The sequence below is a fragment of the Shouchella clausii genome (assembly GCF_002250115.1).
In the GTDB taxonomy this organism is placed as follows: domain Bacteria; phylum Bacillota; class Bacilli; order Bacillales; family Bacillaceae_D; genus Shouchella; species Shouchella clausii.
On the sequence record NZ_CP019985.1, the window covers coordinates 2,649,990 to 2,676,565 of the forward strand.

The following is a 26,576-nucleotide window of genomic DNA, read 5'->3' on the forward strand; positions in this document are numbered from 1 at the left end:
TGTGAAAAACAGCAACCTAAGAACCAGGTTGCTGTTTTTTAGAGGAAACTTTAACATTCATTAGAGGGAAAGCAAAAAGGGGGAAGACAAATGTCTGACATAGCGTTCATTCGAAAAATAGAAGCGTTATCAATGAATGCACAGCCTGCCCTTAAGACAGTGAAGAAAGGCGGATGGATTTTGCGCTTCGCCAATGGTTATACAAAAAGAGCAAACTCGATTCATCCACTCTATCCTTTTTATGGGGAGCTTGAAAAGAACATCGAGGCCTGTGAACAAATGTACCGCAGGAAAAATCTTCCTGTAGTTTATAAGCTGACCGCGGCTGCTTGTCCACGCGATTTGGATAGTTCGCTAGATGCAAAGGGGTATGATTATATAGGGGAGACGAGTGTTCAAGTTTTGTCTTTAGCAAAAATCGGTGAAAAGCCAGAAGCTTATGTCGAAAGTTGCCACCGACTAGACCGAAAATGGTTTGATCATTATTGTCGTTGGAATCATGTTTGCGAAGCAGACCAGCAGACATTAAAACAAATGTTTAACAACATTGCCGCCGAGACGTGCTACATGCTTATAACGGACAAAGACGGGATCCCTTGTGCTTGCGGGTTAGGGGTCATTGAAGATAGGTACATTGGGTTATTTGATATTGTGACAAAGAAGAAGGAACGAAAACAAGGATATGGAACGCAGCTAATCCAACGTTTGCTTCATTGGGGAAAAGAAAATGAAGCAGCCTTTGCTTACTTGCAAGTGGTCCGTGAAAATAAGCCAGCCCTCGCACTCTATACGAAGCTTGGCTTTGAAGAAATGTATGCATACTGGTACCGAGTCAAAAGCTGAGAATAGCGATGTTTAAATAGATTAAACTGGGCTTGTTGGCTTTATTCAGTAAAAGATGGCTAGCGTCCACTCTAAATCAATGAAAATCCTTAAGTTTCGATTTTTTGTAGGCAAGTGGTGTCATGTTCATCACTTTTCGGAATCGAGCGATAAAATAGCTTGTGCTGTTAAAACCTACTTGATAAGCTACGTCCGTTACAGTTGCGTTTGGCTGCTGCAAGAGAGGCAAGCTTTTTTGGATACGGTAATCAGTAACGTATTGAAGGGGGGACGTTTTTAGCATTCGTTTAAAATAGCGGCAACATTCAGAGCGGCTTAGCTGCCCTGCCTTTGCTATATCATCTAAGGAAATGTTCTCTCCAAAGTGGCTATGAATCCATTGAAGCATTCCCTTTACTCGTCGATTTTGCATCATCTTGTTCTGGTCGTATTCTAATCGCAGTCCATTTGAGATTAGAAGTTTCCATATCGCCACCATCTTGGTAGTGACATCAATTTCATAATAAGGGGGCTGCTCTTCAATCGATCGATGGATGCTTAACGTACAGTCAATAATATTTTTCCCCCACCCTTCATCGGCACAAATATCCAAGTAGGGAAGGTTCGTCGCTTGAATGTATGGGCTAACATAAGTTGCAAAAAGCTCTTGCGGCAAAATGAAAGATGGATCGACATTAAGACAAATATAGCGACTATTTAAATGAGGCAGACTTTCAGCCATGTGAAGGCTGCCGCTATTGATGAACACCCCATTCTTCTCATGAACAATAACCGTCTCATTATTGACATGAAAACGTACTTTTCCATTTGTTACAACGACAAATTGTAGCTCATCATGCCAATGAAGAGGAATATAGCCGTTGCTGTTTTCTTTAATGGATGTATGATAGCAGGCAATCGGCAAATCAACAGTTCGATGGGCTGTTTGTTCTTTTAAATGATCATCAATTTCAAAATGGATTGTCCCCACGTTCCACCTCAATATCCTTATACTTTTTCGTTCAATTCGCGTATCTTTAACGGCATTTTTCTTTTATTATAACACCATTATGATTGTAAAGGTGGAGAGAAAGATGAGACGGTATGTAGGCCTCATGCTCGTTTTAGTAGGAGCAGTATGTTGGGGGATGGGCGGAACCGTCGCCCAAAAATTGTTCCAGCAAGACGCTGTTAATATAAATTGGCTTGTGTCCATAAGGCTCTTAATTGCAGGAGCAATGTTATTAATTATACAACTCTTGTTAAAGAATCGGACGCAAATTTTAGGCGTTTGGAAAACAAAGCAATCAGCTGCACGGCTTCTTACTTTTGGAATTTTTGGCATGCTTGCCGTCCAATATACGTACATGGCATCGATTAAAAATGGCAATTCGGCAGTTGCGACATTGCTGCAATATTTAGCACCTGTCATGATCATTCTGTATATGGTAGTTCGCGGGCAAAATCGATTGACTAGGCGTGACCTGATTTATGTGTCTCTTGCTTTGACTGGTTGCTATCTTCTGTTAACAAATGGTTCCCTTTCCGAGCTTTCAGTGCCAGCTTCTGCGATTATTTGGGGAATTCTTTCAGGGGCTGCACTAGCCTTTTACACGTTGTATGCGGTTCCTTTGTTAAAACAGTACGATTCTCTTGTGATTGTCGGTTGGGCGATGCTAATTGGAGGTATGGCTTTAAGTGTGATTCATCCTCCGTGGCGGATTGGGGAGGCAACTTTTCAGCTAGAAACGTATCTACACCTTGGTTTTGTCATTTTTTTCGGAACGATGCTTGCTTTTTGGTTCTACATTGAAAGTTTGAATACCCTTTCTCCGAAAGAAACGAGTCTGCTTGGAAGTGCCGAACCATTAGCTGCGGTAGTGACGATGGTCATTTGGCTCCGTGAACCGTTCGGTGTTTTTCAATGGGGAGGGCTCGCTTGTATTCTTGCTATGATTTTTATAATGGCGTGGCAAAAAGAGGATGCGGAGGCCCAGGCATAGAGATGCTCTCTTGAAGCACTCCCTATTGGCTGCGAACGGTACGTTTTAAACAGAGGGAGAACGGCTACACTGGTTGTAGAGCATAAGGCAGCAGGCAAATGTGGTTGCTAGGTCGTTAACGAACCGACTTATGAAAGGAGAAGGTAACAGTGGCCAGTGAAAAGGAAATCCCAAAAGAATCAGGGGTAGATAACAGTGTAGCCGTACTCCGAGAAGGGTATTTATATGGCACGAACCGAGCCCAAGCATTTCAATCCGATCTTTTTAAAACACGCTTGCTAGGGCAAGAAGCGATTTGTATACGTGGAGAGGAAGCAGCGGAACTTTTTTATGATAATGAAAAATTTAAGCGAGCAGGCGCAGCCCCAAAGCGGGTCGTAAAAACGCTATTTGGCAAAGGCGGCGTTCAAGCGCTTGATGGGGAAGCACACCATCACCGAAAAGCAATGTTTATGTCGCTCATGTCGAAAGAAACGCTAAAAGACATTCGTGCTATTGCTTCAAAACAATGGGAACTAGCTGCTCAAAGATGGCAGAACCAATCAAAAGTCGTTTTGTATGAAGAAGCGCAAGAAGTAATGTGCCGGACTGCGTTCGAGTGGGCTGGGATTCCTCTTGAGGAAGAGGAAGTGAAAGACAAAGCTGAGTGGTTTCGTGCCATGATTGAAGCGCCAGCGGCGATCGGGCCAGCCCATTGGAAAGGGCGGCGCAACCGGGGCAAAGCCGAAAGTTGGGTGAAGGAGCTTGTGGAGGATGTCCGTACGGGCAAGCGCCAAGCAGCAGAAGGAAAAACATTGCATACGATGTCATTCCATCGCGAATTAAATGGTGAATGGATGGACGCTCAAACAGCAGCTGTCGAAATTATCAATATCCTCCGGCCAATTGTGGCCATTTCCATCTACATTTGCTTCACGGCACTCGCTGTCCACCAACACCCGCAAGAACGGGAAAAGCTTGGATCAGACGAAGAAAAATTACAGCATTTTGTCCAAGAAGTCAGGCGCTTCTATCCATTTTTTCCTTTTGTGCCTGCGCGACCAATCAAGGATTTTACGTGGAATGGCTACCCATTTAAGAAAGGCACATTAGTGCTTCTCGATTTATATGGGACCAATCATCATCCGCAGCTTTGGGACAATCCCGAACAGTTTCGGCCAGATCGCTTTGCGACATGGAACAAAAGCCCGTTTGCCTTCATTCCTCAAGGTGGAGGCGATCGCAATACTGGACATCGTTGCGCAGGCGAATGGATCACAATCGAGATTATGAAAGAAAGTTTGGATTTTCTTGTCAATCGAATCGATTATACCGTGCCTGAACAAGATTTACGTTTTCGCTTTAACGAAATGCCCGCTTTGCCCCATAGCCAGTTTGTGATGACGAATGTCCGCTTTCAATAAAACGTGTGCCTCTTTTAAGAGGCACGCTTTTTTATACTGCCAGCCCCGTTATTTCCGAGCTTTAAATGATGGAAGCGCCTGACGCTTAAACGATATGCTTAAAAAGGAAGGAGAAAGTGGAGTACAGCACCCAATTTTCCAAGCTGCCAATAGGGGAGGACACAAAATTTTTTCAAAACAACTTTTTTAACGGTTGTCCTTACAGAAAATCACGTTTAGTGTATACTTGACGATAGATAGATCATTTGCTTGGAGGGACAAGCTTACATGAGCGACGAATCGAAAGAAGATTCAAGGACCATTGTTCCGTTTTACCAAAATGGGGATTATTTTTTTCATAGGGGATTGCAAGCTTTTCACAAAAAACATTTAAATCGGGCTGCAAAACTGCTAGAGCGGGCAGTGAAGCTTACTGCCTCTGAACCGATTTTTAAAATACAGTTGGCTGCAGTGTTGTCAGAACTTGGTGAGTATGGGAGGTCGAATGAACTCTTACAATCCGTGCTGGCAAGCTCCGGCAGTCAACAGCCTGTTTGCCATTTTTTTATTGCCAATAATGAAGTGTATATGGGCCACTTTTATCAGGCCGAAAAGCATGTGCGCCTCTATCTAGAAAAAGAGCCAAACGGGCAGTTTGCTGAAGAAGCGCATGAATTGCTTGAGCTATTTGAAGATGACCCTTTTATGGAGGAAGAAGCGAGTTCGGAGCAATATTTAGACGACCATGAACAGGCATGGCTTCTTTTGCGAAAAGGGCAAGCAGAGCTGGCGGTGCCGTTGCTTGAGTCAATCGTTAGCAAGCATCCTCGTTTGTGGGCTGCCCAAAATCATCTCGCCGAAGCGCTATTTTGCATCGGTGAAACCGAAAGAGCGTTTGCCATTTGCCAGGAAGTGCTCGATAAGGATTCTGGCAACTTGTTGGCATTATGCAATCTCGCATTATTTTACTTTGAAATGGGCTATACTAAAGAGGCGAAATGGTACCGTGAGCGGCTTGCAAGCGTTTATCCTCTTGATTCAGGTCACGCTGCACGCCTTGTCCAAGTGCTATGTGCCCTTGGAAATTATAAAGAAGTCCTTTCACGGCCTTTTCCTACCGATGCGGATGAAGAAGCAGCCCTTTTGCGGTGTTACGGTGTCGCTTCCTACCATGAACAAAATGAAAAAACCGCTTTAGAGCATTTGAAAAAAGCGGCAGCGCTTGGCGACGGAGCTTCGAAACAGCTGATGGAAGCGGTAGCCAACAAACAATCAGACGATATTTCGTTTACATTGTTTGCCGAACGTGGCTTCTTGAGCAGAACATTAGACAGTTAGCTGTTTCTTTCGCTACGATGGAAGCAGATAACTTGAAGAGTAGAGGAGTGCAAGAAACATGGCTGAAGAGACCATTTATGATGTGATTATTGCAGGAGCGGGACCAGCTGGCATGACCGCGGCTGTGTATACATCCCGGGCTAACTTAAATACACTCATGCTTGAGCGTGGGATGCCCGGCGGGCAAATGGCGAATACAGAAGACGTGGAAAACTACCCTGGTTTTGACCACATTTTAGGGCCGGATCTTTCCAATAAAATGTTTGAACACGCCAAAAAATTTGGCGCTGCCTATGCGTATGGCGACATTAAAGAAATTATCGATGAAGGCGATACGAAACGGGTGATTGCTGGCTCAAAAGAATACCGCGCCAAGGCAGTCATTGTGTCAACGGGAGCAGAATATAAAAAACTCGGCATCCCTGGCGAGCAGGAACTGAGCGGCAGAGGCGTTTCCTATTGCGCTGTTTGTGACGGTGCTTTCTTCAAAGAGAGGGAATTGATTGTCGTAGGCGGCGGCGACTCTGCCGTTGAAGAAGCTGTCTATTTAACACGGTTTGCAAAAAAAGTGACAATCGTTCACAGGCGCGATCAATTGCGTGCCCAAAAAATCTTGCAAGACCGCGCTTTTAACAACCCAAAAGTCGATTTCATTTGGAATAAAGTTGTAACTGAGATTAATGAAAAAGACGGCAAAGTTGGGGGCGTGACGCTAAAAGACACGCAAACAGGCGAAGTTTCAAACATGGAAGCCGACGGTGTGTTTGTATACATCGGCATGCTGCCATTAAATGAAAGTGTTCAGAACTTAGGGATTACGAATGAGGAAGGCTATATTGTCACGAATGAGGAAATGGAGACAAAAGTGCCTGGCATATTTGCAGCTGGCGATGTACGGGAAAAATCGCTGCGGCAAATTGTCACAGCAACAGGCGACGGCTCCATTGCTGCCCAAAATGTCCAGCATTATTTAGAAAACTTGGCTGAAGCTGAAAAAGTCGAGAAATAATCGTAGTTCTGAGAGTGAACAAGAGCGAATTTGCTTTAAAGGGGTAAACCGTCATCAGCTTTTAAAGGCGCTGTAATGCAATTGAAATAACGGATCCTTTATAATGGAAGCAGTAATTGACCCCCTTTTTTAAATATAGCTTCATTTTAGGCGCAGATTTCTGCGCCTTTTTTTAGGTTAAACAGAACAAAATAAGCGCCATCATTGTCGCCTCTCTTAATTACTTGTATACTATAAAATGAGGAACGCGAGGTGAGAGGCTTGCAGCGAATAACTAATTGTATACTGGCAACAGCTGATCAATGTTTAATGCTTCAAAAGCCAAGCCGTGGCTGGTGGGTAGCTCCAGGCGGAAAAATGGAGCATGGTGAAACGATTAAAGAAGCTGTTGTCCGAGAATTTCGGGAAGAAACGGGGCTATCCATTAAAGACCCTGAATTGCGCGCAGTGACCACGGTGGTCATTGTAGGTGAGGGGCAAACAATGGAAGATGAGTGGATGATGTTCTCTTTTCTTGCCAGCAGCTATGAAGGCACGATGCTTGATCAGTCTCCAGAAGGGAAGCTTGTCTGGCAAAAACGTGATGCTCATGTGCATTTGCCAATGGCAGAAGGGGACCACCATGTCTTTAACCACATTTTAAATCAAAAGGGCGTTTTATACGGAACGTTTTATTATACAAAGGATTTTAAGTTGATTGATTATCGACTTGATCCGAAACCGATGCAAGAGAAAGGGGCAGCACTATGAACCAGTCTGAAGTCGAGATTGTCATCATCACCGGTATGTCTGGCGCTGGAAAATCCGTTGCTGTCCGAAGCTTTGAAGATTTAGGCTATTATTGTATCGACAACTTGCCTCCAGTCTTGCTGCCGAAGTTTATTGAATTGATTGAGGGCGGAATCGATAAAGTCACAAAAGTGGCGCTCGTCATGGATTTACGAGGGCAGTCCTTTTTTGATGAATTGTTCAAAGCCATTGATGAACTGAATGAGACGCCGGCTAGTAGACTTAAAATCCAAATTTTGTATTTAGATGCAAAAGATTCTAAGCTTGTGCAGCGCTATAAAGAAACGAGGCGTACACACCCGTTAGCCAAAGGCGGCTTGCCACTCGAAGGCATTCAAAAAGAGCGGAATTTGCTTGAAGAAATAAAAGGTCGCGCTCAGCAAATCATTGATACGACAGAGTTAAAGCCACTCCAGCTACGGGAAAAAATCATGCAGCGTTTTGCTGGGAATGACCGCCAAGCATTTGCTGTCCACTTTGTTTCATTTGGATTCAAATATGGCATTCCGATTGATGCTGATTTAGTATTTGATGTCCGTTTTTTGCCGAACCCGCACTACGTTGAAGATTTACGGCCAAAAACGGGATTACAGACAGAAGTGTCCTCTTATGTGTTAAAATGGAAAGAAACAAAACAATTTGTGGAGAAGCTGACTGATTTATTTGACTTTATGCTTCCACATTACAAACGGGAAGGAAAAAGCCAAGTTGTCATTGGAATCGGCTGTACAGGCGGCCAGCACCGGTCAGTGACATTGGCTGAATACTTTTGTGCTCATTACGAAGCTAAATATGATGCGTATACGAGCCACCGCGATATTAACAAACGGAAGGCGAACAGTCGATGAAAAAGAAGGTCGTTGTCATAGGAGGAGGAACTGGGCTTTCCGTAATTTTGCGCGGGCTGAAGACATTTCCCGTCGATATTACTGCGATTGTGACTGTTGCAGATGATGGCGGTAGCTCAGGCATTCTTCGCAAAGAGCTTGATATCCCCCCGCCTGGGGATGTGCGAAATGTGCTTGTTGCCCTTGCTGAAGTGGAACCGCTTGTGGAAGAACTGTTTCAACACCGTTTTTCAAGTGGAGACGGGCTAAGCGGGCATTCACTCGGAAATCTGCTGCTAGCAGGAATGACATCTATTACAGGTGATTTTCAAAAAGGGATTTCGGCGATAAGTCGAGTATTGAATGTAAGAGGGCGTGTGCTTCCAGCAGCAAACGAGAGCATTGTCCTTCACGCGGAAATGCACGATGGCTCAATTGTCTCAGGAGAATCAAGCATCCCCCTTGCGGCTAAAGGGATTAAGCGCGTTTACTTGTCTCCGGAGCATGTCTCGCCTCTACCTGAAACGCTTGACGCCCTTCAGGAGGCCGATTTAATTGTGCTTGGGCCTGGCTCCCTCTATACGAGCATTGTCCCAAATTTGCTTGTCCCTGGCATTAAGGAAGCAATCGCCGCTTCTAAAGCGAAGAAAGCATATATTTGCAATGTGATGACACAGGCAGGCGAAACAGATGGGTACAGTGCTTCTGATCATTTACAAGGCCTGTTTAAACACTGCGGCGACCAATTGGTTGAGTACATCTTAGTCAACAGCACGACAATCTCTGAAAGCGTCCGCTCTCTTTATCGTTTAGAAAAAGCGGAACAGGTTGTCGTCGACAGTGATGTCCTAGAATCAATGGGGGTGACGCCTATTAAAGGCCGTTTTGTCCTTGAGGCGAATCAAAAATTGCGTCATGATGCGATGAAAGTGTCAAAAGCACTAATGAGTTTGCTGGAAGAAAAGGAACAACAACCGACATATCGGGAACGAAACCGTTGTTAGGGCAGCTTTTTGCTGCCCTTCATGAAAGAGAGGGTGAGAGGCGTGTCTTTTGCCGCGAATGCCAAAAAAGAACTGACACAGCTTGAACTTGTTTCTTGCTGTGCTCGGGCAGAGCTTTCTGCCCTCATCCGGATGAACGGGTCGCTGTCGCTTGGCAATAAGCAAGTCGGATTAGATGTAACAACCGAAAATGCAGCCATTGCCAGACGGATTTACACACTTATCAAGCATCTATACCCTAATATCCACATTGAGTTGCTCGTTCAAAAGAAAATGCGACTTAAAAAGAATAATGTTTATATGGTGCGCATTTCCAAAGAAGCGCGCCAATTACTTGAGGATTTGCGGATTTTGAACGGGTCTTTTCAATTTATTCGTGACATTTCTCCGGAAATTGTAAAAGAGTCTTGTTGCAAACGTGCCTATTTGCGGGGGGCTTTTTTAGCAGGCGGCTCCATTAACCATCCAGAAACGTCTTCTTACCATTTAGAAATTTTTTCGCTTTACGAAGAGCATAACCAAGCGATATGTGAACTGATGAACGGATTTTCCCTTTCAGCTAAAACGCTTGAACGGAAAAAAGGATTTATTACGTACTTAAAAGAAAGCGAAAAGATAACGGAATTCCTAAATATCATTGGCGCCCACCAAGCTCTTCTTTATTTTGAAGACGTCCGCATTATGAAAGATATGCGCAACTCTGTTAACCGGCTTGTAAATTGTGAAACGGCTAATTTAAACAAAACCGTTGGGGCTGCCCTTCGCCAAGTAGAGAACATTCGTTTTATTGATAAAACGATTGGCTTGGAAAACTTGCCGCCAAAACTACAGGAAGTCGCTAAGCTCCGAGTGAAGCATCAAGATGTGACGTTGAAAGAATTAGGGGAAATGATGCAGGGCGGAAAAGTGAGCAAGTCAGGTATAAACCACCGGCTCCGTAAGATTGACGAATTTGCGGACAAGCTCCGTAACGGCACGTTTGATGCCAAAAAATTAAATACGCATAGGGGGAAATGAGGAATGGCGCAAAAAGAAGTAACCATCCAACTTAAATCAGGTTTGCAGGCTCGGCCTGCGGCGATGTTTGTCCAAGAAGCCAATCGATTTTCGTCTGAAGTGTTTATTGTAAAAGACAATGCCAAAGTCAACGCGAAAAGCATCATGGGGTTAATGGGCTTGGCGCTCGGCAAAGGCACGACGATCACGATTGTCACAGAAGGGCACGATGAAAAAGAAGCACTGGATGCCTTGGTTGCTTACGTTGAAAACGATTAATGGGTAGCCGGCCATTTTAGAAATCGACTCCTAGCCTAGCTCGTAACAAGAGAGGCGGGCTACAGGAACGTGCTATTCCTTGTGATTGCTGAATCGAGCAGGTAAAGGCATAAGAGGACGAATGTTTATAGAAACATAAAAAGCCAGTTGAGCACACACGCTCAACTGGCTTAAGCTGCGTTAACGGGGTTAACTGGTTTGTGGCTTCGATTGTTTAAACGGATGGAGCTTTCTTTCAATCCAACCCATTAACATGTCTGCAATAATTGCCATAAAGGCAGTAGGAATGGCGCCAGCAAGAATAATCGCCATCCCATCTGTAGCGTTTGTCCCTGTCAAAATGATTTCGCCAAGCCCGCCTGCACCGACAAAAGCGCCAATAGCAGCAATGCCAATCCCGACGACAAGGGCATTGCGGAGGCCGGCCATAATGACGCTAATGGCCAACGGGAGTTCAACCATTCGTAATAGCTGAAAACGTGTCATGCCACTTGCACGCCCAGCCTCAACAAGAGCTTGGTCGACACCTTTCATGCCGACATATGTGTTTTGTGTAATCGGCAAAATGGAATAAAGAAATAACGTCATGACAGCAGTGTTGGGTCCGAGGCCGAGGACGAGCATAATGACAGCGATCATGCCAAGAGCAGGAATGGTCTGTATGATGTTCCCAACAGCCAGAACCCAGCCGCTTAAGCGCCCATATTTGGCAATGAGCACGCCAAGGGGAATCGATACAATCGCAGCAAAAAGGACGCCATAGGCAGCCATAAGAAAGTGGCGATAAAATTGTGCCGCAATGTAGCCGCTGTTTTGGGAAACGTATGTGATGAATTCCTGGAACGTGTCCATTAGTGGCTTTCCTCCTTGTCCTTAAAGTAATTGTTTTCTTCTAAAAAGGTTTGGGCAACAAGGCGCGGATTTTTCAATTCCACGTCGGCCATATAGTTTAATTGTTGCATTTTTTCCGTCGTGATGGTATCAGTTAAGCGTTCTAAAAGCGGCGAAAGCTCTGGATATTGTTCAAGCACATCATTGCGTACAACCGGCGAGGCATCGTAAGGCGGGAAAAACCGCTGGTCATCTTCAAGCACTTTTAAATTGTACTCCTGAATACGCCCATCCGAAGAGTAAGCCAATACAACATCCATATGCCCGCTAGCGTTGGCTTCATATACGAGGCCGACATTCATCGGAAACACGTTGCCAAAAGCAAAATAGCTTTCTTGAAAACCTTGGTAGCCATCGCCTTTGCGATTCACCCACGAATTATCGACGCCAAAACGGAGTTCCGGTGCAAAAGCTTCCAAGTCTGAAATCGTTTCAATTCCATGCTCATCCGCAAATGCTTCGGTAACAGAAAGGGCGTACGTATTTTCAAAACCATACGAATCAAACCAAGTTTGGTCAAAGCGCTCGGAAAATTCTCGTTTCACGATGTCCATTGCTTCGTCTCGGTCGGTAACAGGTTCCATGCCAAGTGCCGCAGACAAGTCTGTACCTGTATAGCGAGCAGCTGTAATGTCCAAGTCACCTTGTACAAGCGCTTGATGCTGGACGACAGAAGAGCCTAGTTTCGTAATTAACTCGGTCTGCAAATCCGTTTCTTCTTCGATCAATAGGGCGACGATTTGCCCTAAAATTTCTGATTCGCTAGTCACCATTGTGCCAATCCGGATTGTTTGCTGGGAAGGGCCAGTTAGCCCTGGCAAAGAACACCCAGTTAATAAAAGTCCCGAAAGGCAAAAAGCAATAATTGTTTTTGGTGGCTTCACAGTGATTCTCCTCCCCCCTTAAGATGTTTGGGATTGTTTATAGCCTTTTGGCGTTAAAGCACGCTCTAATAACAGCAGTAAGCGGTCGGCAAGCAGCGCCAAAATCGTGGCAGGTAAAGTTCCGGCTATGATAAGCGCTGGTTGGAACAAGTTGAGGCCGTCAAAAATGAAATCCCCTAGCCCACCGCCACCGACAAATGCCGCTAATGTAGCCCAGCCGATTAAATAGACGGTTGCTAAACGGATGCCAGCCATAATGACTGGCAATGCAAGGGGAATTTCGATTTTAAAAATTGATTCGATATTGTTCATACCCATGCCTTTGCCTGCTTCCAACACGCTTGGATTGACGCCTTTAACACCTGTGTAGGTGTTTCGTAAAATCGGCAATACGGAGTAAAAAAACAAAGCAATAATGGCAGGCACTTTGCCTGCTCCAAAAATGGGAATAAAAAAGGCTAATATGGCGAGGCTCGGGACCGTCTGCAAAATGCCGATAACAGATATAAGCCGGTCTGCCACACGAGGAACACGTGTAAGGGCAATTCCTAAAGGCACAGAGACAAGAACACCTAAGAGAATCGCCGTAAACGAAATAAACAGATGTTCCCCTGTCTTAAAAAGCAAGTCATGGCCGTATTCTGAAAAAAACGCGATCATCGTTTATCCTCCTTCTTGAGTTGCTTTTAAAAACGCTGTCCGACACATTGGCAGAACACACAAGCACAATCGACTCACGTTTCTGTTTGCTCCTCAAAGTCCATTCCATCGCCCCAAATCGTGTCATAGACAATATCAGCTAAACTGGTCCGTGTCACAATGCCTGCAACTTGGTGCTGGTCATTGACAACGGGCACATATTTGGCACCGCGCCGCAGCATTTTATGGATCGTATCACGCAAAAGGCTGTGCTCTTGAACAGTAAAAACATCTGTTTCCATTGCTTCTTTGACAGTCAATGCTTTTTTATAAAAGGAATCGATCATTTCGACGTCAATGTAGCCGGTTAAGACGTTATCCTGGTTGACAGCAAGGAGTGAGTCGACACGCTTATCGCGCATGAGGGAGATGGCGTTGCGCAGTGTTTCATTTTCATCGACGGTAACGGCGTGTTTGTTCATAACTTGTTCAACAGTGGTTACATCAGCCCGTCCTTGAATGAGGCGGTCTTTGCCGATAAAATCTTCGACAAAGGCATTGGCAGGGGAGCGCATAATCTCATCAGGAGTTCCGGTTTGGACGATTTTTCCGTCTTTCATAATGACAATCCGGTCTGCTAGCTTTAATGCTTCGTCCATGTCGTGTGTAACAAAAACAATCGTTTTGTCGAGGTCTTTTTGTAATTTTTTGAATTCCTCTTGTAAAGAGTCTCTCGTAATCGGATCGAGTGCGCCAAAAGGTTCGTCCATTAAAATCAGTGGTGGATCAGCTGCAAGTGCCCGCAACACACCAATGCGCTGCTGCTGCCCGCCACTTAGTTCGTGTGGGTATTTGTCTAAATATGCCTCTGGCAAATTGACTAGTTTAATCAGTGCTTTTGCCCGCTCGTCTTTTTTCGATTTCGGCCACTTTAAAAGCGTTCCAACAAGAACAATGTTCTCTTTAACAGTCATATGGGGCATTAACCCGATTTGCTGGATGACATAGCCTATTGATCGACGCAATTCGACTGGATCTTGTTTCCGTATGTCTTTGCCGTTAACAATAATTTGCCCTTCTGTCGCTTCGTGGAGACGATTCACCATTTTCATTGTTGTTGTCTTCCCGCAACCACTTGGGCCAATAAAACAAACGAATTCGCCTTTATTTATTTTTAAATTTAAATTGTCTACAGCTGGCCTGCCGGCACCATAACGCTTTGTGACATTTTTAAATTCCAACAAAACGCCCACCTCCATGTCGAATAATGTAAATTTACCAAATAAGTATAAGTAAAAACAAGTCGATTCGTAAAGTCTTATAAACGTTAAAAAATATATGCAATATATACTGCACAAAATTCGCGGCATGTTTTCCTTCCATTTGCTTTGTTTTTCTCCCGAATTCTACCCATTATGGTTTCTAGTCGTTTACAGTGAGAGGCAAACACGGTATGTACAGCAGTAAGCCGAAAAAATAATTGTATCCTTTCCCATTTCAGCGTATAGTAAAGGTAAGGATAAGGAGAGATGACAAATGGCCAATGAAATTATTGATTACCGCGAATATGAACCAGACGGAAGCGAGCGTATGTTGGCGATGTTGCTATATGTATTGAGCTTTCCTGCGCCTATCCTTGCGCCACTTATTATCTGGCTCGTTAAAAGAGATGATTCAGACTTTATTGATTACCATGGCAAGGAATACTTTAACTTTTTGATTTCTTTTTTCATTTACGGAATAGTTGCAAGTGTGACTATAATTGTCTTAATCGGCTTCTTGCTTACACCGCTTGTCGGCCTGCTTGCTATTATTCTTACCATTTTGGCTGCAATTAAAGCATACCAAGGAGAGGAATACCGCATTCCCCTTACAATTAAATTTTTACGTTAAGCAAAGGCACCCCATCATGAGGGATGCCTTAAGGTTGTCGACAAAGTCGATAACTGAGATCAGACTGATAGAAAACGCTTGTCAGACGAGGAGTGCAGGCGAGGGAAGATGCGAATAGAACGTGGGTTCATGAGCATATGACTGAGGCAAACGACGACGTATGCGAGCGTTTGCCTACAGTCTGGAGGCATCCCATAATGAGGGATGCCTTTTCTATTATTTCTGTCCGACAGCATGGATAACATGGGCTGTACAGCGAATGCCGTTTAAAAAGTGGCGAATAGCGAGATTTTCATTTGGCGAGTGGTTGCGTTGGTCAAAGTTTGCATAAGGGACGAGAAGAGATGGTGCTTGAAGGAGCTTTGTCCATACATAGTCTGGAAGCGAGCCGCCAAGGCTTGGTTGGATAAGGGGATCCTCATTAAAACAAGCAGAAATGCCTTCTAGCGCTTTTTGGACGATCGCTGTCTCAATCGGTGTACGGGAAGGCTCCATTGCCCCTAAAAACGTCAACTTGGCATCAGGTCGCCGTGCTTTCACATGGGCAGTCACCTTTTCAAAAATGTCTTTAGGGTCCTGGTCAACAACAAGGCGCGCGTCGATTTTTACGCTGGCTTTGCTAGGAATAATCGTCTTAATGCCATCCTCTAAATAGCCGCTTTTTAGCCCGCATATATTAAAAGTTGGTTCTAGCGCTAGTTTTCGGTAATAGCTTTTTCCGTCAATATCCAAATGGGGATAGCCGATTTTTTGGGCGACTGAGTCTTTTTCAAAAGGGAGTGTGGCCAACAGCTGTTCTTCTTCAGCGCTGGCAGGGCGAATATTGTCGTAAAAGCCTTCGATTAAGACGCGCCCGTCTGTGCTGCGCATTGTCTGAAGCAGCTCCATAAGGTCCCAAGCTGGATTTGGGACAATGTTGCCTGTATTGCCAGAATGGTTGTCGAAATCGGCGTTTTGCAGTTCAATTTCAAAAGAAAGGATGCCGCGGACGCCAAGGAGAACAAGGGGAGAGCCGCTATCATGAGAAGGCCCATCAGCTGTGCAAACGAGATCAGCTTGCAGCAATTCTTTGTTGCTTTGAACAAAGTCTGGCAAATGGATGCTGCCCATTTCTTCTTCCCCTTCAATAACGATTTTAATGTTGACGGGTAAAGCGCCAAATGCTTCTTGATACGTTTTTATGCCAAGAAGTTGGGCAACGATTTGCCCTTTGTTGTCGCCTGCGCCCCGTGCAAAGATACGCCCGTCCCGGACCGTTGGCTCAAATGGAGGCGTCTCCCACTCGCTTAATGGGTCAGGAGGCTGTACATCGTAATGTCCATAAATTAACAAAGTTGGCGCGTGTTTGTCTGTGAGAAGTTCACCGTATAGAATAGGATGGCCCTCTGTTTCAAACAGTTCAGTCCGGGCACCGACTTCCTCCATTAGCGCTCGCATTAACGCTGCGCATTCGCGCATTCCTTTGTTTTGAGTGCTAATGCTTTCTTGGCGCAACAGTTTAAACAACGTAGCCAATGAATCGTCTGTTTGCTTGGCGACAATGTCGTCAATTGCTGGAATGCTCAGAATAAATTCCTCCTAGTCTTAGGCGAAAGCAAAAAGGCTAGCGCCATCGTGTTTTTTAAATCGTAACACGGCCTACTGAAAAAGGGAATTGAATGAGGGCAGGCTGCAACTGGTGGTAACAAAAAAGCTTCCGCAAAATGCGGAAGCTTTTTTATGTTATTTCGTTGGTGTGTCAATCACTTTGTCGATTAAGCCGTATTCTTTTGCTTGTTCGGCTGACATGAAGTTATCACGGTCAGTGTCTCTTGCAATTCGTTCGTACGGTTGACCAGAACGTTCTGCCATAATTTGATTGAGTTTTTCGCGCATTTGAATGATGCGGCGGGCATGGATTTCCATGTCTGCAGCTTGGCCTTGCATGCCGCCAAGTGGTTGGTGGATCATCACTTCGCTATTTGGCAATGCCATCCGCTTGCCTTTCGCCCCAGCAGTGAGCAAAAATGCGCCCATGGAAGCAGCCATGCCGATGCAAATCGTTGATACATCTGGTTTAATGAATTGCATCGTGTCATAGATCGCCATTCCAGCAGTAATCGAGCCGCCAGGAGAGTTAATGTATAAGGAAATATCTTTTTCAGGGTCTTCTGCTTGCAAAAACAACATTTGTGCAACGATCGAGTTGGCGACATTGTCGTCAATCCCGCTCCCTAGCATAATAATGCGGTCTTTCAATAAACGGGAGTAAATATCATATGCACGCTCGCCACGGTTTGTTTGTTCAATTACTGTAGGTATTAAATTCATCGCTCTTCCTCCTCATGTCATATTGACTAAAATCCTTGAAATTGTTGCTCTGTAATCATCATACTGCAAAGGTCAATAAAGGTCAAATAAGTTGCTTCTTTTTTCAAAAGTATGTACGGAAACAACAAAAAAGCAGTTTCATCCATGTACTATTCCTTGTGATGACCAAAAAGCCCTTCTTTCATGATAGACTAAATTATAAAGATGTAAACCTCTATGTTTTACGCCGTTCACAACGTTGCTTTTTATTTTTTTAAAGGAACAAAAGAGCTAGGCAACTGCTGAAATTAAAAAGAAAGCGTTTACATAAACAAGCCATTTGGTTTATGCTATGACATGTAGAGGAAAAAGAGCATTTAAATTCGCCTAAGCGGTATGTAAAATCAATGTAAGGAAGTTCGAAGTTCGAGGAGGGGTTGAATAGATGGAGATTGGCTTACTGCAACGTCAGACAACTAGTTTAGTGATGACCCAAGAGTTAAGGCAAGCGCTCCACTTGCTACAATATTCGTCTGTGGATGTCATTGCCTATTTGCGGGAACAAGCGCTAGAAAATCCTCTACTCGAATTACATGAACGATCAACTCTTTCCCGTGAACGGGAACTGGATGGCACAAGGCCGATCAGGCAAACGGTGTCAAGTGACGACAAACAGGCAGCGTTGCAAAATGTTCCACAAAGAGGGCGGACGCTTGCTGATGAGTTGCACGAACAGCTGATTGAATCGCCGACGCTGAGCGAAAACGATAAATGCGAGCTTACTTATTTGATTGGCAATTTACGGGAAGATGGCTATCTAGGAGAAGAGCTGCCTCAGCTTTGCGCAGACCGGAAAATCGCTGAATCGGAAGGGGAAAGGTTGCTCGCCATATTGCAAAGTTTTGAGCCTGCAGGCGTAGGGGCCCGTTCCCTTGGGGAATGCTTGGCCTTACAACTTAAACGAATGCCTGATTGCCATCCTCTTGCGATTGACATCGTCTTAAACCATCTCGAAGCGCTAGCTGCCCGGAAGTGGAAGCAACTTGCGAAACAATACGGCGTCGCTGTTCAAGCTATACAGCAACTATACGACCAATTAAAGGAGCTTGACCCAAAGCCTGGACTACGTTATTCGAAGGAAACGGCCATTTACGTCCAGCCTGATGTGCTGATGGCAAAGGATGAATCTGGAAAGCTGCTTGTCTTCATGAATGATGACATACTACCAGCCATTCGCGTACATGAGGAATACGACCATTTGTTGAAACAACAAGTCGAGACAAGCGCGTACGCGAAGCAAAAAAAGCAGCATGTCGAGTGGTTAAAGCGCAGCCTTGAACAACGCCAGCAAACGGTGCGTCGCGTGGCGGAAGTGTTGGCGAGCGAGCAGGCAGACTACTTGCTTCAGCCTAATGGGGTGCTCAAGCCATTGACGTTAAACGATGTTGCCCAAGTTCTCGGCATCCATGAATCAACCGTAAGCCGGGCAACAGCAAATAAATATGCACAAACACCTCGTGGCTTAGTCGAATTAAAAGGATTGTTCTCTGCCCATGTTTCAAAGTCAGATACCCAATTAACCAATCACCACGTTAAAGTGTGGCTTAAAGAAATGATTAGCGTAGAGGATAAAAGCAAACCTTTGTCAGACCAAAAATTAGCGGAGCAGTTGAGAATCGAAAAAGGAGTAGCTTTGTCGCGGCGGGTAGTAGCAAAATACCGCGATGAACTTGGGATTTTGCCATCTTCGAAACGGAAACGCTACAACGAAAGGACTGGATAATGAACGTCGATTTTTATACGAAAAAAGGGTGTCCCTTGTGCGACAAGGGGTACGCATTGCTAAAAGAATTAGCCGATTGTTACTCGCTTGTAATTCAATGCCATGACATTTATCAGGATGATGTGCTTTTAGAGAAGTACCAACTTAAAATCCCTGTTGTTTGTATAGACGGCCAAGAAATTGGCTACGGCTTATTAGAGAAAGAGTTGCTCCAAAAACAGATCGAACGCATTCGTTCAATAAAGCAGTAAGCATGTACAAATGGAAAGGCGACGTCCTGCTGACAACACATCGAAAAACATAAAGACTGCCTGTTCCCATTTAACGGGGATAGGCAGTTTCAGTCAAAAAGAGAACCGATTGGCTCTCTAGTAAAATTAAGCTTTTGGCTTTGCCGTGTGAATGAAAGTAATATCGCCTTTATCATGATCGCCAATAGAAGTAATATCGCCTTTATCATGATCGCCAATAGAAGTAATATCGCCTTTATCATGGTCGCCAATAGAAGTAATATCGCCTTTATCACGGTCGTCAATAGAAGTAATATCGCCTTGATCACTGCTGTCAATGAAAGTAATGTCTCCTTTATCTCGGCTATTCATTTCACTGTTAGCCTGTGTGTTTGTAAAAACAACAAATGAAGCTGCTGCGATTAAAGAGACGCCAAGTGAAACGACCAACTTTTTCTTAAACAACTGAATCAACTCCTAAAGTATGTTGGTATAAGCGTGCACCATGGGCCACTTTCATATATTTCAATGCCAGTTTAGTATTTCCTTCCTTTTCTGCAAAGTGAGCGGCTTCTTCAGCAAGTTCACTTACCTCAAAGTCCATTCCTTCTTTTTGGAGCTGTGCAATCGCTTCGTCAACCAAATCATAATTTTTTTCGATGTGAAGGCCTTCCGTAAACAAGCAGCGTGCGTTGTATTCTTTGCTTTTGTAGTAGGCGGCACCTGCTTTTGCAATTTGGAAATGGGGGAGGGCTTCTTCGATTTTTCCTTGATTAAAGAGGACGTTACTTAAATTGTATCTAGATTTGGCACCGAAAATCGTGTTTTTGTGCTCAGGAATATCAAGCGCTCGTTTAAAATACGTTTCCGCCTCGTTAAACTTTTTTTGGCCTTGCTTGTTTAAACCTAGCGTCCGCAACACTTGTCCATATACAATTGGAATGCCTTTAGCACGCTCTAACGCCTGCTTTAGGATAGCTTCGCCTTTTTCAGGGTTGTTTAATTCTTGATGAATACAAGCAGTGATAATTTGGCAGTTTATCGCTGGCTCATGATATTGAAGCCGATCGAATAGGACGTTTGCTTGTTCCATGTAGGACGAAGCAATCAAATAATGGTTGAGACGATAATAAACAAGGCCAATATATTGATAAAATTCCGCTTCCTCCGCCTCATCGTTTACGTATTCTAGTAGTCGTTCGGCTTTGCGAAACAGCTTTACAGCAGACCGGTACCGTTCTTGCGTAAACTCGTATTGGCCACTAACAAAGTAATAAAGATACTTGAGAAGGTCATCGATTTCGGTCTTTTCAGAAATCGGCTCTATTTCCTCAGGGCATTCGTTTTTATCGTAACGGCTGACTAAAATCTGATGTTTAAATTCGACTAGTGAGTAGAAGGCCATAAACTTGTCGCTTGGATCCATCGCTGGTAAAAGCTGTTTGACCTCTTCTTTTAAAATAATCGCCTGTTCATATGACTTAGAAAGAAGGCAACTATACCATTCTGCGATTTTTGCCCCAACCGATTCAGAACGTATCGTCCTCCCCATAAAACCAACCTCCTAATGAATCCCATTTATATTCATATAATAGCAAAGAAAATAGGACTTGCCTACTATTATAAGAATTTTCCCCAAAGTTATAAAATGTTATCTCTGAAAACAAAATAGGAGCATGTTATTTTTGATTTTAACAATGGCTTGCCATTATCAAACGGAGGATGTTTTAGTTGTCTGTTTTCGACTTCCTTGGTACAATACAAGTGTAGTGAATGTTTTTGCTCTAACCGGGACATAATATGTCTGCGAGGGACGTTATATGTCCCGATAAACGGAGGAGGTGTTACATGCGGACGCTTATTAATCTGCAAAGACAAATTGTTCCCGAATTAATGGAAACAATGGCAAAGCGTTATCGCTTGCTGCAATATATCCGTTTAATGCAGCCAATCGGACGCAGAAGCCTAGCAACCAATTTGCAAACCTCCGAACGTATCGTCCGTGGGGAAGTGACGCTTCTTAAAGATCAGGGGCTCATTGAACTGACGACGGCTGGCATGCGCCTAACTGAAGCAGGCGAATCGTTGTTTTTAGAGCTTGCCGATATGATGGCAGAGCTGCTTGGGCATCGCCGGCTGGAAGAAAAGCTGGAAGAAAAGCTTGGCGTCGGCCAGGCGATTGTTGTCGCTGGCGATAGCGACGAAGAAGAATGGGTGAAGCAGGAGTTAGGTAGAGCTTGCGTCGATGAATTGAAACGTGTGGCTAAAAAAGGCGACGTCTTCGCCGTAATGGGCGGCACAACGCTTGCCGCAGTAGCAAATATGGTCACGCCAGATGAGACGCTAGCGACAACGACGTTCGTGCCCGCTAGAGGCGGGTTGGGCGAAAAAGTTGAAATCCAGGCTAATACCATTAGTGCTGAGTTTGCCAGACGCTCAGGAGCTTCTTACCGGCTGCTGCACGTTCCTGATCAATTAAGCGAAGAAGCATACCATTCACTTGTATTGGAACGATCAGTTAGGGAAATCCTAGATGTGATTACGTCTTCTGCGGTTGTCATGCATGGCATCGGCGATGCGAGGCGAATGGCAGCTAGGCGCGATTCTGGTCAGCCGTTTATCGAGACATTGAAACGGGAAGAAGCGGTAGCAGAAGCGTTCGGCTATTACTTCAATGCAAATGGAGAGATTATCCACAAGCAGCGAACAATTGGCTTGCAATTAGGCGAGCTGGAAGGCAAGTACGTTATTTCAATCGCTGGCGGGCATACGAAAGCAAATGCGATTCTCGCTTATATGAAGAATCGGCCAAGTGATGTACTTGTAACAGACGAAGGGGCAGCCAGACGGCTGTTATCCGAGTAAGATCCTGTAAAAAAGGCAACTGCCTTTTTAATAAAAAGAAATTAACGCTAGGAGGAAATCATCATGGCAACAAAAATTGGTATTAACGGATTTGGCCGTATCGGCCGTAATGTATTCCGCGCTTCCCTTAAAAACCCGAATGTAGAGGTAGTGGCAATCAACGATTTGACAGATGCCAATATGCTGGCACACTTGTTAAAATATGATTCCGTACACGGTGTTCTTGACGCTAAAGTTGAAGCAAAAGACAACTCACTTGTTGTCGATGGAAGAGAAATTTTTGTATCTGCTGAGCGCAACCCTGCTGAGATTGGCTGGGACAAGCACGGCGTTGAAGTTGTAGTGGAATCAACTGGTTTCTTCACAAAGCGTGCAGACGCTGCGAAACACCTTGAAGCTGGCGCGAAAAAAGTCATTATTTCTGCTCCTGCTTCAGACGAAGACATTACCATTGTAATGGGGGTTAACGAAGACAAGTACGATCCAGCTAACCATCATGTGATTTCAAATGCCTCTTGTACAACAAACTGCTTAGCGCCGTTTGCAAAAGTTCTTAACGATAAATTCGGCATTCGTCGCGGCATGATGACGACTGTTCACTCTTATACAAACGATCAGCAAATCCTTGACTTACCGCATAAAGATTACCGTCGTGCTCGTGCGGCTGCGGAAAACATCATTCCGACAACAACTGGTGCAGCGAAAGCTGTTGCCCTTGTGCTACCTGAATTAAAAGGAAAGCTTAACGGCGGGGCGATGCGTGTACCAACTCCTAACGTTTCTTTAGTTGACCTTGTAGCTGAGCTCGACAAAGACGTAACCGCTGAAGAAGTAAACGGAGCACTTAAAGAAGCAGCAGAAGGCGATCTTAAAGGCATTCTTGCTTACTCTGAAGAGCCGCTAGTTTCTGGCGATTACAACGGCAACCCACATTCTTCTACAATCGACGCACTTTCAACGATGGTCATGGAAGGCAATATGGTCAAAGTAATTTCTTGGTATGACAACGAATCTGGCTATTCTCACCGTGTTGTAGACTTGCTTGATTACATTGCTGGCAAAGGGCTTTAAGTAAAAATAGGCTTCAGAGGAGGAAGGCCATCTGCCTCCCTCCTTTGCGCTGTCTAGATGTCCGATAGGAGGATCAAGTAATGAACAAAAAAACGCTTTATGACTATGATTTTGCAGGTAAAACCGTATTTTGCCGAGTTGATTTCAATGTTCCGATGAAAGATGGAAAGATTACTGACGAAACGCGGATTCAAGCAGCTTTGCCTACGATTAAATACTTAAGTGAACAAGGGGCGCGCGTTTTGCTAGCAAGCCATCTTGGCCGCCCGAAAGGCGAAGTGGTAGAAAGCTTGCGCTTGGCGCCTGTCGCGACACGCCTTGGCGAGCTGCTAGGAAAAGAAGTACAAGCCGTCCAGGAAGCGCACGGTCCAGTAGCAAAACAAGCAGTGGAAGGTCTTGAAGACGGTGGCGTCTTGCTGCTTGAAAATGTCCGCTTTTACCCAGGGGAAGAAAAGAACGATCCTGAATTAGCGAAAGCGTTTGCTAGCCTAGCCGATATTTTTGTCAATGATGCATTTGGGGCGGCACACCGTGCCCACGCTTCAACGGAAGGCATTGCCCACTATTTGCCGTCAGCAGCTGGTTTTCTAATGGAAAAAGAGCTTGATGTGCTCGGCAAAGCGTTAAGCAACCCTGAACGTCCGTTTACAGCAGTCATTGGTGGCGCAAAAGTAAAAGACAAGATTGGCGTTATTGACAACTTGCTAGATAAAGTCGACAATTTAATTATTGGCGGCGGCCTCGCATACACGTTTGTCAAAGCGCAAGGCTATGAAGTTGGCAAGTCGTTGCTTGAAGAAGATAAGCTCGATTTAGCCAATCAGTTTATGGAAAAAGCTGAACAAAAGGGCGTTAAGTTTTATATGCCTGAAGATGTGATTGTTGCCGATGATTTTTCTGACGACGCCAACAAAAAAGAAGTGGCCATTAGCGACATTCCAGCTGATTGGGAAGCGCTTGACATTGGGCCGAAAACACGAAAAACCTATGAAGCTGTATTAAAAGCTTCAAAATTAGTGATTTGGAATGGGCCAATGGGTGTATTTGAACTCGAATCGTTTGCAGGTGGCACAAAAGCGGTCGCAAATGCGCTGGCAGAGGCGTCAGATACGTATTCAGTCATTGGTGGCGGCGATTCAGCGGCAGCCGTTGAACAATTTGGCCTTGCCGACAAAATGAGCCATATTTCAACAGGCGGAGGCGCCAGCCTTGAATTTATGGAAGGCAAGGCACTTCCAGGCGTTGTCGCACTATCAGAAAAATAATGCAGCGAGGTGATACTATGCGTAAACCAATTATCGCAGGAAACTGGAAAATGAATAAAACAATCGGCGAAGCTGTTGATTTTGTCGAAGCAGTAAAAACGAACGTTCCCGCAGATGCAACGGTTGATTCGGTTGTTTGCGCACCAGCCTTGTTTCTTGACCGTTTGCTCCAAGCGGTAAAAGGAACCGAGTTAAAAATTGGCGCTCAAACGATGCATTTTGAAGACAATGGCGCGTTTACAGGGGAGATCAGCCCTAAAGCATTGTCTGACATGGGCGTCCATTACGTGATTATCGGCCATTCAGAACGGCGAGAAATGTTTGCCGAGACAGACGAGACTGTCAACAAGAAAGTGCATGCCGCATTCGCCCATCAGTTGGTTCCGATTATGTGTTGCGGTGAAACGGCTGAAGAGCGTGAAGCTGGTAAAATGGAAGCTGTTGTAAAAGAGCAAGTAGAAAAAGGTCTTGCTGGTTTAAGCGAAGAACAAGTAAAACAAACGGTAATTGCGTACGAGCCTATTTGGGCGATCGGCACAGGCAAATCAGCGACAGAAAAAGACGCGAATGAAGCTTGCGCTTACGTGCGTCAAACGGTGGCCGCTAATTTTTCTGAAGCAGCAGCTAAGGCAATTCGCATCCAGTACGGCGGCAGCGTAAAGCCTGGCAACATTAAAGACTACATGGCCCAACCGGACATAGATGGCGCCCTTGTTGGTGGAGCCAGCTTGGACGCAGATTCGTTTTTAGAATTAGTGGGGGCAGCACAATGAGTAAAAAGCCAGTAGCCTTAATCATTCTCGATGGCTTTGGCCTGCGAGAGGAAGAGAAAGGCAATGCCGTGGCACAAGCCCAAAAACCGAACTTTGACCGTTACTGGAACGAGTTTCCACACGCCACGTTGCGGGCAGACGGCGAAAATGTTGGCTTGCCAGAAGGGCAAATGGGCAATTCAGAAGTTGGCCATTTAAACATTGGTGCTGGGCGCATTGTGTACCAAAGTTTAACGCGTGTGAATTTGTCGATTCGCGAAGGCGACTTTTTTAAGAATGAGACGTTCATAAAGGCAATGGACCATGTTAAAGAAAAACAATCGGCACTCCATATATACGGTTTGTTGTCCGATGGCGGCATCCATAGCCACATCGACCATATTTATGCCTTGCTTGATATGGCAAAACAACAAAACGTCGAGCGCGTTTATGTCCATGGCTTTTTAGATGGCCGCGACGTCGGCCCCACTTCAGCAGAAGTATACTTAAAAGGATTGCAAGACAAATTTGATGAAGTTGGACTCGGTAAGCTGGCGACTGTGCACGGCCGTTACTATGCAATGGATCGCGACAAACGTTGGGATCGAGTTGAAAAGTCATACCGTGCAATGGTTTATGGCGAGGGCCCTGCCTATAAGAACGGGCTAGAGCTGCTAGAAGACAGCTACAAAAACAACATTGTTGACGAGTTTGTCATTCCGTCTGTTATCACAGAAGAGAATGGTACACCTGTAGCAACTGTCAAAGACGATGACGCCGTCATTTTCTGCAATTTTCGCCCTGACCGTGCTATCCAGCTATCACAAGTTTTCACGAATGAAGACTTTCGTGGGTTCGACCGAGGGGAAAAGATGCCGAAACGCCTCCATTTTGTCTGCTTAACGAAGTTTAGTGAAACAGTGAAAGGCTTTGTTGCCTTTAAGCCGACTAACTTGGACAATACGCTTGGCGAAGTCCTTTCCCAGCAAAGCTACACACAGCTACGGATTGCGGAAACCGAAAAATACCCACATGTGACGTTCTTTTTCAGTGGCGGGCGTGAAGAAGAGTTTCCAGGCGAAGAGCGGATTTTGATCGACTCGCCTAAAGTCGCTACTTACGACCTTAAACCGGAAATGAGCGCTTATGAAGTAACCGATGCGCTCGTCAAGGAAATCGAAGGCGAAAAACATGATGTGGTTATCTTAAACTTTGCCAACCCTGACATGGTTGGGCATTCTGGAATGTTGGAGCCAACAGTAAAAGCGATTGAAGCCGTTGACGAATGCTTAGGCCGTGTGGTCGATGCATTGCTTCAAAAAGGCGGAGCGGCGATTATTACAGCTGACCACGGCAATGCCGACGAAGTCGTGACACTTGATGGCAAACCGATGACGGCGCATACGACAAACAAAGTGCCTGTCATCGTAACGGAAAAAGGAATCACCCTTCGTGAAGACGGCATTTTAGCTGACTTGGCGCCGACTGTGCTTGATTTGCTTGGCGCGGACAAGCCGAAAGAAATGACAGGCAAGACGCTTAAAACAATAAATTCAATTTAGGAG

The 26,576-nt window shown here is 44.9% G+C and carries 27 protein-coding genes; 18 read left to right on the forward strand and 9 right to left on the reverse strand.

Going from position 1 to position 26,576, the window contains the following annotated elements:
• Positions 1–90 precede the first annotated feature (90 nt).
• On the forward strand, positions 91–843 hold the full coding sequence (locus tag BC8716_RS12645; RefSeq protein WP_094426186.1) for a GNAT family N-acetyltransferase: 753 nt from the start codon (positions 91–93) through the stop codon (positions 841–843).
• Positions 844–919: 76 nt separating this feature from the next.
• Here the strand turns inward: BC8716_RS12645 and BC8716_RS12650 are convergent, their stop codons facing one another.
• The gene (locus BC8716_RS12650; RefSeq protein WP_062746398.1) at positions 920–1,813 is read right to left on the reverse strand and encodes an AraC family transcriptional regulator; all 894 of its coding nucleotides are present in this window, start codon (positions 1,811–1,813) and stop codon (positions 920–922) included.
• Between the two features lie 103 nt (positions 1,814–1,916).
• Here BC8716_RS12650 and BC8716_RS12655 point away from each other — a divergent pair, with 103 nt between their 5' ends.
• The 9 genes from BC8716_RS12655 (at position 1,917) to BC8716_RS12695 (ending at position 10,449) form a co-directional block, all read left to right on the forward strand.
• Complete coding sequence (locus tag BC8716_RS12655; protein WP_094426188.1) at positions 1,917–2,825, forward strand: EamA family transporter; 909 nt, start codon at positions 1,917–1,919, stop codon at positions 2,823–2,825.
• 149 nt (positions 2,826–2,974) lie between these two features.
• Complete coding sequence (gene cypC, locus BC8716_RS12660; protein ID WP_094426190.1) at positions 2,975–4,228, forward strand: CYP152 family fatty-acid peroxygenase CypC; 1,254 nt, start codon at positions 2,975–2,977, stop codon at positions 4,226–4,228.
• A gap of 267 nt (positions 4,229–4,495) precedes the next feature.
• Positions 4,496–5,545, forward strand: coding sequence for a tetratricopeptide repeat protein (locus BC8716_RS12665; protein ID WP_094426192.1), 1,050 nt, complete (start codon positions 4,496–4,498; stop codon positions 5,543–5,545).
• 58 nt (positions 5,546–5,603) lie between these two features.
• On the forward strand, positions 5,604–6,554 hold the full coding sequence (trxB, locus tag BC8716_RS12670; RefSeq protein WP_094426196.1) for a thioredoxin-disulfide reductase: 951 nt from the start codon (positions 5,604–5,606) through the stop codon (positions 6,552–6,554).
• A 261-nt stretch (positions 6,555–6,815) separates the two neighbouring features.
• On the forward strand, positions 6,816–7,304 hold the full coding sequence (locus tag BC8716_RS12675) for an NUDIX hydrolase (RefSeq protein ID WP_094429252.1): 489 nt from the start codon (positions 6,816–6,818) through the stop codon (positions 7,302–7,304).
• Positions 7,301–8,191, forward strand: coding sequence for an RNase adapter RapZ (rapZ, locus tag BC8716_RS12680; RefSeq protein ID WP_011247878.1), 891 nt, complete (start codon positions 7,301–7,303; stop codon positions 8,189–8,191). Before BC8716_RS12675 ends, rapZ begins: the two co-directional genes overlap by 4 nt.
• Complete coding sequence (locus BC8716_RS12685; protein WP_094426199.1) at positions 8,188–9,174, forward strand: gluconeogenesis factor YvcK family protein; 987 nt, start codon at positions 8,188–8,190, stop codon at positions 9,172–9,174. The genes rapZ and BC8716_RS12685 overlap by 4 nt, the downstream gene beginning before the upstream one ends.
• A gap of 42 nt (positions 9,175–9,216) precedes the next feature.
• Positions 9,217–10,191, forward strand: a complete 975-nt coding sequence (whiA, locus tag BC8716_RS12690) for a DNA-binding protein WhiA (protein WP_011247876.1) — start codon at positions 9,217–9,219, stop codon at positions 10,189–10,191.
• A 3-nt stretch (positions 10,192–10,194) separates the two neighbouring features.
• Entirely contained in the window at positions 10,195–10,449 is a 255-nt protein-coding gene (locus BC8716_RS12695) for an HPr family phosphocarrier protein (RefSeq protein ID WP_062746413.1), read from the forward strand.
• A 189-nt stretch (positions 10,450–10,638) separates the two neighbouring features.
• On the opposite strand, the gene BC8716_RS12700 is transcribed toward BC8716_RS12695, so the two are convergent.
• From BC8716_RS12700 to BC8716_RS12715, 4 genes are all read right to left on the reverse strand, one after another.
• Positions 10,639–11,301, reverse strand: coding sequence for an ABC transporter permease (locus tag BC8716_RS12700; RefSeq protein WP_011247874.1), 663 nt, complete (start codon positions 11,299–11,301; stop codon positions 10,639–10,641).
• Entirely contained in the window at positions 11,301–12,224 is a 924-nt protein-coding gene (locus BC8716_RS12705) for an osmoprotectant ABC transporter substrate-binding protein (RefSeq protein ID WP_094426201.1), read from the reverse strand. Before BC8716_RS12705 ends, BC8716_RS12700 begins: the two co-directional genes overlap by 1 nt.
• A gap of 18 nt (positions 12,225–12,242) precedes the next feature.
• Positions 12,243–12,884 (reverse strand): ABC transporter permease, encoded by a 642-nt coding sequence (locus BC8716_RS12710; RefSeq protein ID WP_094426203.1) that lies wholly within the window; start codon positions 12,882–12,884, stop codon positions 12,243–12,245.
• A gap of 74 nt (positions 12,885–12,958) precedes the next feature.
• Positions 12,959–14,107, reverse strand: a complete 1,149-nt coding sequence (locus BC8716_RS12715; RefSeq protein ID WP_094426205.1) for a betaine/proline/choline family ABC transporter ATP-binding protein — start codon at positions 14,105–14,107, stop codon at positions 12,959–12,961.
• A 292-nt stretch (positions 14,108–14,399) separates the two neighbouring features.
• On the opposite strand from BC8716_RS12715, the gene BC8716_RS12720 reads away from it, so the two are divergent.
• Complete coding sequence (locus BC8716_RS12720) at positions 14,400–14,756, forward strand: DUF4870 domain-containing protein (RefSeq protein ID WP_094426207.1); 357 nt, start codon at positions 14,400–14,402, stop codon at positions 14,754–14,756.
• Positions 14,757–14,972: 216 nt separating this feature from the next.
• On the opposite strand, the gene BC8716_RS12725 is transcribed toward BC8716_RS12720, so the two are convergent.
• Together BC8716_RS12725 and clpP are read right to left on the reverse strand one after the other, a co-directional pair.
• On the reverse strand, positions 14,973–16,325 hold the full coding sequence (locus BC8716_RS12725; RefSeq protein WP_325985832.1) for a M20/M25/M40 family metallo-hydrolase: 1,353 nt from the start codon (positions 16,323–16,325) through the stop codon (positions 14,973–14,975).
• 153 nt (positions 16,326–16,478) lie between these two features.
• Positions 16,479–17,066, reverse strand: a complete 588-nt coding sequence (gene clpP, locus BC8716_RS12730) for an ATP-dependent Clp endopeptidase proteolytic subunit ClpP (RefSeq protein ID WP_094426210.1) — start codon at positions 17,064–17,066, stop codon at positions 16,479–16,481.
• Positions 17,067–17,490: 424 nt separating this feature from the next.
• On the opposite strand from clpP, the gene rpoN reads away from it, so the two are divergent.
• Positions 17,491–18,828: an RNA polymerase factor sigma-54 gene (rpoN, locus tag BC8716_RS12735; RefSeq protein WP_094426212.1), complete on the forward strand. Its 1,338-nt coding sequence runs from the start codon at positions 17,491–17,493 to the stop codon at positions 18,826–18,828.
• On the forward strand, positions 18,828–19,079 hold the full coding sequence (locus BC8716_RS12740; RefSeq protein ID WP_094426214.1) for a glutaredoxin family protein: 252 nt from the start codon (positions 18,828–18,830) through the stop codon (positions 19,077–19,079). Before rpoN ends, BC8716_RS12740 begins: the two co-directional genes overlap by 1 nt.
• Positions 19,080–19,205: 126 nt before the next feature.
• Here the strand turns inward: BC8716_RS12740 and BC8716_RS12745 are convergent, their stop codons facing one another.
• A complete protein-coding gene (locus BC8716_RS12745) occupies positions 19,206–19,523 on the reverse strand; it encodes a hypothetical protein (RefSeq protein ID WP_094426216.1) in 318 nt (105 codons plus the stop codon).
• Complete coding sequence (locus BC8716_RS12750) at positions 19,516–20,610, reverse strand: Rap family tetratricopeptide repeat protein (RefSeq protein WP_094426218.1); 1,095 nt, start codon at positions 20,608–20,610, stop codon at positions 19,516–19,518. Before BC8716_RS12750 ends, BC8716_RS12745 begins: the two co-directional genes overlap by 8 nt.
• 296 nt (positions 20,611–20,906) lie before the next feature.
• On the opposite strand from BC8716_RS12750, the gene BC8716_RS12755 reads away from it, so the two are divergent.
• The 5 genes from BC8716_RS12755 (at position 20,907) to gpmI (ending at position 26,573) form a co-directional block, all read left to right on the forward strand.
• On the forward strand, positions 20,907–21,923 hold the full coding sequence (locus BC8716_RS12755; RefSeq protein ID WP_094426220.1) for a sugar-binding transcriptional regulator: 1,017 nt from the start codon (positions 20,907–20,909) through the stop codon (positions 21,921–21,923).
• A 63-nt stretch (positions 21,924–21,986) separates the two neighbouring features.
• Positions 21,987–22,994: a type I glyceraldehyde-3-phosphate dehydrogenase gene (gene gap / locus BC8716_RS12760; RefSeq protein ID WP_062746433.1), complete on the forward strand. Its 1,008-nt coding sequence runs from the start codon at positions 21,987–21,989 to the stop codon at positions 22,992–22,994.
• A gap of 80 nt (positions 22,995–23,074) precedes the next feature.
• The gene (locus BC8716_RS12765; protein WP_094426222.1) at positions 23,075–24,259 is read left to right on the forward strand and encodes a phosphoglycerate kinase; all 1,185 of its coding nucleotides are present in this window, start codon (positions 23,075–23,077) and stop codon (positions 24,257–24,259) included.
• A 17-nt stretch (positions 24,260–24,276) separates the two neighbouring features.
• Positions 24,277–25,032, forward strand: coding sequence for a triose-phosphate isomerase (gene tpiA, locus BC8716_RS12770; protein ID WP_094426224.1), 756 nt, complete (start codon positions 24,277–24,279; stop codon positions 25,030–25,032).
• Positions 25,029–26,573, forward strand: a complete 1,545-nt coding sequence (gpmI, locus tag BC8716_RS12775) for a 2,3-bisphosphoglycerate-independent phosphoglycerate mutase (protein WP_094426226.1) — start codon at positions 25,029–25,031, stop codon at positions 26,571–26,573. The genes tpiA and gpmI overlap by 4 nt, the downstream gene beginning before the upstream one ends.
• The last annotated feature ends 3 nt before the right edge of the window (positions 26,574–26,576 follow it).